Origin of the sequence: Flavobacterium sp., assembly GCF_004211145.1 — a bacterium.
Classification (GTDB): Bacteria; Bacteroidota; Bacteroidia; order Flavobacteriales; family Flavobacteriaceae; genus Flavobacterium.
The window spans coordinates 57,122-70,903 of the sequence record NZ_SEBS01000024.1; the positions used below are offsets into that span (position 1 = coordinate 57,122).

The 13,782-nt window shown below is 49.4% G+C and carries 5 protein-coding genes; 2 read left to right on the forward strand and 3 right to left on the reverse strand.

The annotated features are described in order from the left end of the window. Nucleotides 1-36: 36 nt before the first annotated feature. Both EOO50_RS11915 and EOO50_RS11920 read right to left on the reverse strand, forming a co-directional pair. The gene (locus tag EOO50_RS11915) at nt 37-4,194 is read right to left on the reverse strand and encodes an ATP-binding protein (protein ID WP_290840407.1); all 4,158 of its coding nucleotides are present in this window, start codon (nt 4,192-4,194) and stop codon (nt 37-39) included. Nucleotide 4,195: 1 nt separating this feature from the next. Continuing rightward, complete coding sequence (locus EOO50_RS11920) at nt 4,196-4,579, reverse strand: response regulator (protein ID WP_290840409.1); 384 nt, start codon at nt 4,577-4,579, stop codon at nt 4,196-4,198. Nucleotides 4,580-4,930: 351 nt separating this feature from the next. Between EOO50_RS11920 and EOO50_RS11925 the strand changes: the two genes are divergently transcribed. Both EOO50_RS11925 and ligD read left to right on the forward strand, forming a co-directional pair. Further along, complete coding sequence (locus EOO50_RS11925; RefSeq protein WP_290840411.1) at nt 4,931-5,719, forward strand: Ku protein; 789 nt, start codon at nt 4,931-4,933, stop codon at nt 5,717-5,719. Between the two features lie 310 nt (nt 5,720-6,029). Further along, complete coding sequence (gene ligD / locus EOO50_RS11930) at nt 6,030-8,696, forward strand: DNA ligase D (protein ID WP_290840413.1); 2,667 nt, start codon at nt 6,030-6,032, stop codon at nt 8,694-8,696. A 269-nt stretch (nt 8,697-8,965) separates the two neighbouring features. Here ligD and EOO50_RS11935 read toward each other — a convergent pair whose 3' ends face one another. Continuing rightward, on the reverse strand, nt 8,966-13,219 hold the full coding sequence (locus tag EOO50_RS11935) for a GEVED domain-containing protein (protein ID WP_290840415.1): 4,254 nt from the start codon (nt 13,217-13,219) through the stop codon (nt 8,966-8,968). Nucleotides 13,220-13,782: the final 563 nt, after the last annotated feature.

The following is a 13,782-nucleotide window of genomic DNA, read 5'->3' on the forward strand; positions in this document are numbered from 1 at the left end:
TGAATGGACGTTTTGGCTAATTAAACGCTTAACGAATTAAACCCCAACGGGCAAATACACATAAAACGACGCGCCCTCGCCCGCCTGGCTTCTTGCCGTAATGAATCCATGGTGGTTTTCGACGATTTTCTTACACAAAGCGAGTCCGATACCGGTTCCTGAAAATGAGGTTCGTTGATTCAATCGTTGGAAGATCGTGAAGATTTGCGCCGCGTATTTCTGGTCGAACCCGATGCCGTTGTCTGAGAAAATCAACTCCAAAAATGAAACGTCGTTGGGTAATTTCGTCTCGAACGGAATGTCCTGATTCCTGACCACACGACATTTTATAGTGAGCACGGGCGATACTTCGGTGAACTTCAACGCATTTCCGATCAGGTTCGAAAACAATTGGTTCAACTGCAACGGGATCGCCTTGATCGAAGGCAACTCATCGACGAGCACGACCGCGCCTTTTTCCTCGATGAGCAATTCGTAATCGGTGAGCACGTTTTGTAGGACCGCATTGATGTCGACGGTTACAAAATGGTCTTCGGTTTTTGACAATCGGCTGTAATTGAGAACCGCGCGAATCAGGTCGGACATTCTTTCAGCCGACGAATTTATCTTCTCGAAGTATCGGTTCACGGCTTCAGGATCGCCCATGCTACGTTCGAGCATTCCCGTAAACATCTGGATCTTGCGCAACGGTTCCTGCAAATCGTGTGACGCGATGTACGCGAATTGCTCGAGCTCGCGGTTCTGGAATTCGAGTTCGGCGTTGTATTTCTTCATGCGATCCTCTGACAATTTTCGCTCGGTAAGATCGCGCGTCACTTTTGAAAAGCCGATCACGTTGTTTTCGCTGTCGTGAAGCGCCGTGATCGAAATACTTCCCCAAAAAACGGTGCCGTCTTTCCTGACGCGATAACCTTCGTCAGTGGCGCGGCCGTTCAATGCGGCTTCGGCGATCAGGCGTTGCGGCAAACGGGTTTGTTGGTCTTCAGGCAAATAAAATATCGTGAAACTCCTGCCGACGATGTCGTTTTCGTTGTAACCTTTAATGTTTTCGGCACCTCGATTCCAGTTGAGGATCGTGCCGTCGGTATCGAGTAAGATGATCGCGTAATCCTGGACTTCCTCGGTCATGCGCTGGAAACGTTCCTCGCTCACACGGAGTTCCTTGTCTTTCTCTTTGAGACTTTGCGTCCGGTCGATGACTTTTTGCTGCAATTTCGATGTCCGAAGTTTCTCATTCGTGATATCGAGCACGGTTCCGAACATTTTTGCGGGTTCGCCCGTCGCGTCGTTCTCGATTTTTCCGTTGAGCCGAATCCAATGCACCGAACCGTCGTCCCAAATGATCCGCGCCTCATAAAACAACAACCCGGTTTGCATGGCCTCGTTCACGGCTGCGTTTCTCGTGACGAGATCGTCGGGGTGGATTTTATCGACAAAGTCGGAATGGTGAAACGATGTCGCGGCCGCATATCCAAAAATCTCGGCCAAACGATTCGAGTAGATGAACGAATCTTCGTGGAAAACCCATTCGAAACTTCCCATCCGAGCGGCTTCTACCGCCAGTTTATGACGAATTTCGCTCGCTTGGATCGCGTTGCGCGTCGTTACGCTTTCAGTTATATCGTCGGCGACGACCATGATACCCGACACCGTTCCGTCTTCTTCGTAAAACGGTTCGTACACGAATTTGATGTAGATCTTCTCGGCGGTTCCGTTCCGAAGCACTTCGAGCGGCATTTCTTCAGCGATATACGTTTCGCCGCTGTTGTAAACTTGGGTTAGCAAATCGCGGTAACCTTGGCGCGCGACTTCGGGGATGCCTTCGAAAACAGGGCGATTGAGCATCGTTTCGGCGTCTTTCCCCCAAATATCGAGAATGCGTTGGTTCGCGGTTTCCACGATAAAATCCGAACCGCGAAGCAAACAGATCGCGACCGGAGCCTGCATGAAAACATTATGTAGCTGGCGGTCGATGTGTTCACGTGTCTTGGCCATCCTGAGCTGCGAATGGATGCGCGCGAGCAGTTCCTTGGCAGAGAACGGCTTGACCAGATAATCGTCGGCACCCAATTCGTAGCCTTCGATTTTGGCCTCTTCACCTGCGCGTGCCGATAATAAAAGTACGGGGATATGTTTCGTGACCGGATCCGATTTCACGTGTTGCAACATCTCGATCCCGTCCATCACGGGCATCATGATATCGCTCACGATCAGATCAGGGCTGAATTCGGCGACTTTTTCGAGTGCCTGTTTTCCATTTTCGGCCAGAATGACATTGTAGTGTTTTTCGAGCAGTTTGACTATATAATCCCGCATGTCGGCATTGTCGTCGGCCACAAGGATTTTGTATTGTTGGCCGTTCGATTTGGGTTCGGCGACAGGATCAGTTTCGGGAACATTATGCAACACTTCTTCGCTGTAACGCGTCGGGACGATCTTGTCGGGCAATTCGTCGGTGGCGATTTCCTCGTCGTGCAGATGTTTGCGTCCGATAGGCATTTGAATCGAGAATACCGTGCCTTCGCCTTCGACGCTCTGCACTGAAATCGTGCCGTGGTTCAACTGTACGAGTTCCTTCACGAGCGACAATCCGATTCCCGAACCTTCGTAACTGCGGCCTGCGGCGTTCTTCACACGATGGAAACGCTCAAAAAGATGCGGCATCTCCGATTCCGGAATTCCGGTTCCCGTGTCTGAAACGGTTAAAGTCACATGACTTTCGCTTTCGATGACGCTGACGGTAATTTTGCCCGAAAGCGTGTATTTGTAAGCGTTCGAAAGTAAGTTGAGTACGATTTTTTCCCACATGTCGGTGTCGACGAAAACCGCGGATTTTACGTCGGTCCGAATTTCGAAGTCCAAACCGACTTTGTCGAACAGCGATTGGAACGAACTCGCGAGATCGGCCGTGTATTGTCCGAGACAGATCCCACGGAACTTTACCTTGACGCGTCCGGCCTCGATTCGGCTGAAATCCAGCAACGAATTCACCAATCGCAGCAATCGCATCGCGTTCCTGTGCGTGATTTCGAGGTTTCCCTTGTCTTGGGTCGTGAAATTTTCGGCCGACGAGTTCAGCATTTCCTCGATCGGGCCGAGCATCAACGTGAGCGGCGTCCGGAACTCGTGGCTGATATTGCTGAAGAAAATCGTCTTCGCCTGATCGATCTCGGCGAGCGCCTCTGCCCTTTTCTGTTCGCGTTTGAGTGCGTAAGCGTTGTTGAGCGCCGTCGAAATCTGGTCGGCTATCAAATTGAAAAAGTCGATATAGTCGTCGTCGAGCAGTCGATGCGGATTGAGCCCGACCGATAACAACGCGAACGGGAATTCATGATCGGGCTGTAAAATCGGGAGCAATAAGACGTCGTTCGGAGATTCTTCCCAAAACGGACTGTTCATGCTTCCGAAACGTTCGATCACATTCGAAACGGTCTGGATTTTACCGGTTTGGATGACCTGCCATAACTCGGGATATACTTCTTTTTGTGCTTCGATATAAATGACCTCGGGCGCGAGTGATTTCGGGAGTTCGTAGAGATCGCCCACAAGTTTCATCTGCGTGCCATCGTTCGATATCTCATAAAGCGCCACCGATGGAAAATCCTGCGGGTTCGCCTCAAGCGCCTGCAACGATTTTTGATAAATCTCGTGATTCGTCTTTACGCCCGAGATATTCTTGGAAATCTCACGCAACGTGCGCAACTGGCGTTCGCCCATGATGCGTCTGGTGTCGTCGGTGTTGGCGCAGATAATGCCTTGGGTCGTGCCGTCGTCTCCGGGAACCGGGCTGTATGAAAATGTGTAATAGGTTTCTTCGACATAGCCGTTTCGGTCCATGAGCAGTAAAAGTGCCTCGTCGTACGTCCCGGTGTTTTCCTCCATTACGGTCTTGGCGCGCGGCTCGACTTCGTTCCAGATTTCCTTCCAGACGACAGACGCGGGTTGCCCGAGCGCCTCGGGATGTTTGCCTCCGACGATCGATTTGTAGGCGTCATTGTAGATGTTGATGAGCTCGCTTCCCCACCAAACGAACATAGGTTGGCGCGAGGTCAGGATAATCCGGATCGATGTGCGCAGACTTTGCGGCCACGTCGACGGATCACCTAAAGGTGTGTCGCTCCAGTCTTTTTCGCGTATGAGTTGTCCGAGTTCGCCTCCGCCATCAAGAAATGATTTTGCCGAAACTACAGTCATTTCATTTTAGGATTTTTTCGAGCAATTGTTGCAAGTCAGTCATATTCGATGGTTTGGTCAAAAATTCGGTTGCACCAAGCGCGAGCATTTCCTCGGCGACATTGGGCGCAACGCCTGTCGAATATACGTAAATTGCGGTTTTATTCAAACGATTTATTTTGCGGATTTCTTCAAGTGTTTCGCGTCCGCCCATCATGGGCATGTTCATGTCGATGAAAATCACGTCGGGCGAGAAATTTTCATCCGATAATCTGGACATCGCCTCTATGCCATTATTGGCGAAAGTACATTGTATGGTGGAATCGATCGTATGGGCGGCGTCGCAGAAAAAATCCTGGTCATCTGCATCGTCATCAATAAAAAAACACTGCTTTGGGGAAGCCATGATCGTAATAGGATAAATTGAGTGGTACTGATTTTCGCGTCGGAATGGACGTATTTAACTTTTCATCATTCCGGAAGCCGCAAAACGCATACGCCAAAAACTGATTCGGGTTTGCAACCAAAGTTTTGACGTGACTGATTTTATGGGGTTGTTCGCATTCATGACATAATCTTTAACGGTTGCATACAAAAGTCGGTATCGCATAACGAATTATCTTACAGCATTACCATTCGCACCTTGTACGGTTACAATACTTGTGTGTCAAAGATGTAAGCTTTGCAACTGATTTTATAAGGCAAATTTCTGCCAGAAAACAAATCTTTGTGTGAACGTTGCAAAATCGCAAAAAACATGAAAGCACTTTGGAAAGGCGGCATCAGCTTCGGGCTCGTGAACATTCCCGTGAAATTATACAGTGGTTCCCAGACACATCGCATCGATCTGGACATGATCCGAAAAAAAGACCAATGCCGAATCGAATACGTGCGCGTCTGTAAAAAAGATGGGAAAGAAGTGCCGTGGGATGAGATTGCGAAAGGCTATAAAAAGGAGAACGGTGATTACGTGATTCTCGACAAGGCCGACATCGCGCGCGCCATGCCCGAGAAAACCCAGTCGATCGACATCTTCGAATTCGTAAAGGAAGACGAAATCGCATCCAAATACCTCGAAAAACCATATCTCGTGGAACCCGATAAAATCGCCGCAAAAACCTATGCGTTGTTGCGGGACGCGCTTAAAAAATCGGGTAAAGTCGGATTGTGTAAATTCATTATCCGACAGTCGGAACACCTTGGCATCCTGAAGGAGGAAGACGGCGCGATCCTATTGATCCAAATCCGATTCGACCAGGATCTTCGCGATCCTCACGAACTAAACCTGCCCGCAAAAAACATCACGATCAGCAAGAAAGAACTCGATATGGCGATGAACATCATCGACCAGCTTACCGATAAGTTCGAACCCGAAAAATACAAAGACACGTACAAAGACGAATTGCTCAAAGTCATCAAGAAAAAAGCCGCGGCGAAAGGCAAAAAAGTAGTCGAGGACGAAGAACCGAAGAAGAAAAAAGAACGCCATCCGGCCGATGATTTGTTGGATCAGTTGCGGGCGAGTTTGGAAGCGATTAAGAATTGACGCACCCTGCGGGCTTTGGACATCAGGGACGCGTCGAAAAAATCTGGCAACAACGATTGAGTCCTAATGTCCAAAGCGAAGCGTGTCCAAAGCGAAGCGTGTCCAAAGCGAAGCGTGTCCAAAGCGAAGCGTGTCCAAAGCGAAGCGTGTCCAAAACGCAGCGTGTCCAAAGCGCAGCGTGTCCAAAGCGAAGCGTGTCCAAAGCGAAGCGTGTCCAAAGCGAAGCGTGTCCAAAGCGAAGCGTGTCCAAAGCGCAGCGTGTCCAAAACGCAGCGTGTCCAAAGCGCAGCGTGTCTAAAATCAAAAAATTATGGATCTCAACACCTACAACGACAAGCGAAATTTCCAAAAAACCTCCGAACCAAAAGGCGTCAAAAAACCGTCCAAAGGCGAATTGCGTTTCGCAGTCCAAAAACATGCAGCGTCGCATCTGCACTACGATTTCCGATTGGAGATCGATGGCGTTTTAGTGAGTTGGGCGGTTCCGAAAGGCCCGTCGGGAAATCCTCAGGACAAGCGCTTGGCGATGCATGTCGAAGACCATCCGATGGATTACATCGACTTCGAAGGCACGATCCCCAAAGGCGAATATGGAGGCGGAACCGTCATGGTCTGGGACATCGGAACCTATGAACCTGAAGGCGAAATCCCGCTTGCCAAGCAGAACGCCGAAATGAAAAAGCAGCACAAATCGGGTTCGATAAAAATCGTGTTGCACGGCGAAAAACTTAAAGGTTCGTGGGCGCTCGTCGAAATGCACGGACGAGGTGAAAACCAATGGTTACTCATCAAGCATAAAGACGAATTCTCGGGCAAGGACATCGAATACAATCCCTACTCCATCCTGACCAAACGCGATTTCGACGCGATCGCGAAAGGAGACGATGTCTGGAGTTCGGATAGAAAAAATGACGGCACGAAAAAAACCGCGACCGAACAGAAAGCCTCGCTCAAAAAAGCGATCTCAAGTAAAAAGAAAACCGCGAAAGAAGAATTTTCGCCCGAAGATCTATCCGAAGCCGAACGCCTCGACGAATTCCCGAAAGACTGGAGCCCGCAATTGGCGACACTTGCCGACGAAGCGTTTGACAACGACGATTGGTTGTTCGAAACCAAGTTCGACGGGTATCGCGCGCTTGCTGAAATCGAAGACAAGAAATGCCGACTGGTTTCTCGAAACGGAATCTCATTCAACAAGAAATATCCTGAAATCGTCGCACTCCTCGAAGGTGTTTCGCCGAACATGATCCTCGACGGCGAAATCGTGATCGAGGACGACAAAGGCAAAAGCCGTTTCCAATGGCTGCAGAACCACGACGAAAATCCCGATCGCGGCACGATGAAATTCTACGTGTTCGACATCCTGTATTTCGGGAATTACGATTTGCGGTCGCTCGATTTGCTGCAGCGCAAGAAAATCCTCAAGGCGATCCTGCCCAAAAAGAAGAACATCATCTTCTCCGACCACATTGTCGGCGATGGGATAAAAGCATTCAAAAAAGCTGAAAAGGAAGACGGCGAAGGCATCATCGCCAAGAAAATCGCCTCGAAATACACGAACGGAAAACGCTCGAAAGATTGGCTCAAGATCAAGACCGAGAAACAGCAGGAAATGGTAATAGGCGGATTCACCGAGCCGAGCGGCAGTCGCAAAGGCCTGGGCGCGTTGCTGTTCGGATATTACGACAAAGGCGAATTCATGTATTCGGGCAAAGTCGGAAGCGGATATACTGAAGAAATCCTGAACGATCTGCGCACAAAACTCGACAAACTCGAACGCAAGACGCCCGCATTCAAAAATCCGCCAAAAGAAAAAAACGTGCATTGGGTCACGCCAAAACTCGTCGCGAACGTAAAGTTCTCGGAATTCACTGAGACGAATTCGATGCGGCATCCGGTCTACCTCGGTCTTCGCCCTGACAAAAAAGCACAGGACGTAATCCTCGAATTTCCAAAAATCGAAACCGAAACCATAAACGAAATGGATACCAAAAGCAGCCCCGATAGCAAGTCTGGCATTCCAAAGCGCAACGTGTCCAAAGCGCAGCGTGTCCAACGCGCAGCGAGTCCCAAAAAAACGTCGGTGAAAGACATTCCGCAATTGTCAAAAAAAGTCGAATTCTCCAACCTCGACAAAGTATTCTGGCCCAAGGAAAAGATCACCAAAGGCGACGTTATCGCGTATTATAATTCAATTTCCGACTACATCCTGCCCTATCTCAAGGATCGACCGCAATCCATGAGGCGCACGCCCGACGGTATAAAATCCGAAGGTTTCTTCCAGAAAAACGTCGCCGACACCGCTCCGAAATGGGCGAAAACCATCGAAATCCAATCCGATTCCAAAACCGAGCCCGTAACCTGGCTGTTGTGCAACGACAAGGATACGTTGTTGTACATGGCGAACATCGGATGCATCGAAATCAATCCCTGGAGCAGCCGCATCAAAACGCTCGACCATCCCGATTATATCATCTTCGACCTCGACCCGAAAGGCGCGCCGTTGAAAAACATCGTAAAGACGGCGCAAAAAGTTAAGGAAATCCTGGACAGCCTGAACGTTCCCGCATACATCAAAACGTCGGGCGGAAACGGACTGCACGTGTTCATCCCCGTAAAACCGAAATATTCGTATGAGCAGACACGCGACTTTTCGCACCTCATCAGCCAAATGGTCCACAGGGATTTGCCCACGATCACGAGCCTCGAGCGGATGCCGTCCAAACGACAGGGCAAAGTCTACCTCGACTTCCTGCAAAACGGAAAAGGCAAAACCATGGCGAGCATCTATTCGTTGCGACCGCGTGAAGGCGCCGGAGTGAGCACGCCTCTCGAGTGGGACGAGATCAACGACGACCTCGATCTAAAGGCGTTCAACATCAACACCTTGCCCGAACGGCTCGAGAAAAAAGGCGATTTGTGGGAGAATTTCTTCAACGATGCGATAGACTTGAAACTGCTATTGAAAAGCATGTGATTTTTTTGGGCGTGCCGGCGGCTGTCAATTTCGTCCGTTGCGCAGGTTATTACAAAGCCGCCGTCGGGCTGACCCGCTGCAATCTTTTGCTTTCCAGGCAAAAGGATTTCCGCTCGCATCCCTCACGCAAAAACATCGCTGACGTGACACCACAAAATCAAAAAGTCGGATCCTTTCGAACCCGACTTCTTTTTCAATTATCCTATAAAACTGAGCGAATCTTCTAAACGATTTCGCGTCAGGCACTCAGGTACTCAGTCACTCAGGCACTACCTTTTAACCATTCGAAGCGTTTTCGCGAAAGTTCCCTGTGTTACGATCACGTTATAAACACCTGAAGGATAACGATTACCGAACGCCTGCATCTCGATTTGATCTGCAGCGAATTCACGGTCGTCAACCAACTTGCCCAACATGTCGTACACTCTTACTTTTACGTTTTCTTCACTTGATGTGTCCATGTCCAAAGCGAATGTCTCGGCGTATGGATTCGGATAACCAACGGCTCGGAAAGCGACGGTAGGCAGTGCTTCTTCCTCAAAATTACCACGCGCAGCTCCAGGTGCGGTTACCAATTCGGCTTCCCCGAAAGGAGACCAGACGCCTGAGGTCATCACGGCAACCTGAACGGCATATTGACCGCCCGGAACATATCCCGGAACGTTGCCGAAACTGAAATAATGCGCCGTACGGTCGACGATAATCGTCGTAAACGGAGCGACCATCAATGACAATTGGAATCGGTATGACGTCGCGCGGTTCAAACTTGTCGTATAAAACAACGATGTCGCCGTTGCCGCAGTTCCAGGATTCGTGATCACGGGAACTACAGGAGTCGATACCGAACAAGGCGCGCCGTAACCTGAATAGGTCGTGCTGCTGCCCGTTTTCACGGCTACCTCAATCGTGTAAGTAGTTCCGTAAACGTATGTGGCCAACATCGGTAAAGAGAACCAATGCGTCGTGCGGTCAAGTGTCTGTACTTGATTTGGCGCCGTGATGTCGGTCGTGTTCGTGATCCTGAAACGATATCCCGTAACGCCCTGCAAACTTGTAGTGGCGATCAACGTATTGATATTGGTCAAAACGATACCGCATTGTGAAGGCGTAACCGATGCCGCGCCTCCAGGTCCCAAAATAGCAGGAGTCGAAACCAAACAGCTATCTCCATAATAGTTGAGCCATATGCCGTTGCGGCGCAATTGAACCGAAATTGAATACGTCGTCGCGTAATCGTACGTAGCAAGTTGCGTCAATTGGAAGTTCGGCGATGTACGATCGATCGTCTGAACGGCGCTGGTTGTCGTGTTCACGACGCGGAATCGGTAGCCATCAACAGGCGCTCCGAAGCTGACCGCCCCAATAAGGGAATTGATCGTTGCCAAAGTGGTTCCGCATTGCGAAGCCAAAACTTTAGAAAACAATTGACTGCCTTCGTCTATCGTGCCATCGCAATCGTCGTCGACCCCGTTGAAGGCGACTTCAGTAGCTCCAGGATTTACGGCAGCAAGTCCATCGTCGCAATCGGTATTGTCGAGGATATATCCGACAGGTTGATTACAAGCCGACTGGCTGACTTCAGCATCGCCATAGCCATCACCGTCAGCATCGGCATACCAAACAAGCGGCGTACAAACCGTCACGTTAAGAGAATAGTCTTCAGACTGTCCGTATTGTCCGCCCGTACATGGATTGGTCAGGACGCCAGCATCGGCACTGTATAATTTTTTAATTCTCATTCGCGTGGTTCCGCCGAGTGCAGTTGCAGGCACCAGAATCGAAAATTGTGATTGGACGGCGTCAATACCTGTTGAGTTGAGCACCGACCCGCCGTTGTATATTTCATCGACATCGGCAAAATCACCATCTTGGTTCCAGTCGACGAAAACCCTGAAGTTTGTCGTGAAGTTTCCACCTGTATTTCCCTTCAAGGTCATTTGGTACGAGGTTTCGGTAGTCACATTACCTGAAATGGCAATAAAATTTTCAAGTGACGGCGTTCCGTCAATCGTATTACTCGTCGTATTATTTATGCCTGCAAAATTAACCAGCGTGATCGGTTCTACATCGACCGAATACGCGACGGTTGAACAATACGGCAGGAACGGGTCGACTTGAGTCGTAAAACTCCATTCCGCACAACCTGTCGCATCGCCTCCGGCTGTTGATTTCGGCACCACTCTCCAATAGAATGTCGTCGAATAGCCCGTTACATTGAAATTGGCGGTCGTCCCGGGGACATTCGCCACAAATGTCAAAGATCCCGATGTGGTTCCCGCGTAAACATCGTATGATGTCGGTGCAGGGCCGCTCGTTGGGGCCGTCCAAGAAAATGCCACCGTTCCGGCAGTCACGCCGGTCGCTCCGTTGGCAGGTGAAATAGCCGAACCTGAGCATTGCGTCGGATTAGGACTTACCGTGAGCACACCGCTGTTAAACGTCGTGCCATTCCAGAAATTGCCATTGGTACCATCGGTTCCTCCGTATACGAACGGACCGCCTGAAAGACTGAATCGCGTCGCATAATAATAAGTTCCGGGAACTAATGAAGCACCAATGTTCGCTTGATATTCATCGTTATTGCTTACGTGGCCGGCATTGTGCGTAGCGAGTGTCCAGTTCGTCCATGTATTTGGATTTGTGTTCGACCCAATCGGACTTACGCCGACCCATGCCTGGATTCCCGCCGCTTGACCCGAATAACCCGGTTCGACGTCGGTTAATCCGCCTTCATAGACCTGACCGTAAACAGTTGCTGTATTTCCGGCCAGGATAGTGGCGGTGGCAGGGAATTGTAGATTTACATAATCTGGCAGCACAGGCGCCGTAATATTGACAATGTAGTCCTCGGTCTCGCCATAAACATATGATGTAGTAGCATAATTAGTCGTGCCTGCCGTCGCCTCTATATTGACGACACGCATCCCGGTAATACCTAATGTTGCGGCCGCAGGAACCGTAAACGATCCTGTCACGGTATGCCCGGCAGACGTAACACTTGTACCTTGACTGTATACTTGTTCACCCGCATCGGCGAAATCTCCGTCTTTGTTGTAATCGATATAGATCTGGAAAAAATTTCCAAAAGCATTCGTCGAGCACGAAGTCATCGTCAGCGAGAAACTTACGCTACTGCTTTGCTGAAGGTTCGGCGCTGCAACAGTGGTGCTGTAATTACTGTATCGTCCTGCTATCGAACCGGAACCCGGCGCGGCGTTGACACAGTTATTCGATGTATTGTTCAATGTTCCGACGGTAACATTCGAAATATCTTCATCGGCGGGATTCGTCGCACTTACTATCGGATAACAATTGGCCGATGTGCTCAAACTGATCGCAACAGGGTTAGATGTTCCCGTGTTTCCTGAACACGTAACCAAAGCGCGATACCAAGTAGTAGCAGTTACTACCGGCGAGGCCGTCGAAGTCGTGAACGCGATGTTCGTCCACGGGCCGCTGGAAGAAGTTCCGGATTGCCATTGGTATGTCACGCCTGAACCGGCCGTCATATTTTGTAGTGATAAGTTCACGGTTCGTCCTGAGCACGCCTGATTATCGGACGCGATCGTATTTCCCGGTGTCGGAGTTCCTACGCAAGGTACGGGAGGCGTAAATGTATACGTCAATCCTGAAGCCGGAGCGATAAGGTTGCTGTATGTTATCGCGTCGGCATTTGTAGCCCCGGCCGTGGTTGCACTCCAACTCGTGGCCGATGTCCTGTTATAGAAATCCGCAGCCGAAGCGCCTTTTAACCCAACTTGCGGTGCGATTGTGCCCGAGGCGTTAGGCGTTGCATGGTTGTAGATTATCTCTACCAAATTCGAAGTTTCTGACAGCACAATCTGAAAATCGATCTTGTCTCCAGTCGAAGCATTGGTGATGTAACGCGACCAACCCGTCCATTGTACTGTCAATTTCCGGTTTGGTGCTGAACCCGTGGTTTCATACCGTATTCCTGACGTACCGTCCCAAGCACGCAATTGGCTTCCGGTTCCGGCTGACGTGACGTTCGCCGACATCGTGATCGTAGTCGCGGTCTTAGAAACTACAGTTGTACCCGTAGTAATTCCAGTTCCCGACAGCGTCGAACCGATCGCCAGGTTGTTCGTGTTTCCCGCCGTAACGGTGAGAACAGGGCTTGAAGCCGTGCGATTGACCATAAAATGTTGTCTCCCGATGATATCGACACCAAATCCCGATACGATATTAATTGTCGGAGATGTCGATAAAGGCGTATACGGATTAGTTGTCGAAGGCGCCGCGGAACCCAATGATATCCAACCGTTCGAATTGATGCCGAACTGTGTGTAAGCGGTTCCGTTGTAGGTAAAACTGAACCCGATGGGCGCCGCAGTCGTAACACCGTCATCGGAACCCGCAGCAGCGGTTGATGGAATATTTACACCTCCCGTAATCGGCGTGTACGTCCCCGAACTTTGCGAAAAAGTGTACGATGACACCAGTTGCGCATTTCCCTGCCAAACGAAAAAAATCGCCAGCAGCAATAAATAAAGTTTTTTCATAAATAAAGTATTGATTAAAGAATGATGTTGTTGATTTCTGCCTAAGTATTTGTAAAGCAGGCAGCTAACTAATGTACAAAGTATAAGTTGACTACGTTTTATTTTTTCTTAAAAGTTTTAACGATTTCTTAAATTTTAAGAACAAAATCGACAAACCTACTTTTTTTGCCGTCAAAAAACATCGATTATTAATTTTGCGTCCTTTTTTATGAGCGAAAAACTGACTTAAATTAAAAAAACCGTCCAGTTTATTTGGGCGGGTGCAGAAACTCAAAAACTAAATTGGTAAAAGATTACAGATCAATACATATCGCGTCGGGTCTGTTGCGATACGATTTCAGGCGTCTTCATCGGCTCCACCGCGCTCCAGGTCAACATAATCGCGTTCACATTTCGTTTGGCAAGCATTTTCTGCGTCCGACGAGTCTCAAAGACATCTCGGAAATCAGGAAAATAACCTCCGACCAAAACCTCAAGGTCTACGAATTCAAGTCCTCAATCCTGAAATCGTTTACGAATTCGGACGCAAAAACCCCGAAAATAAATGCCAACAAAAAACCCGA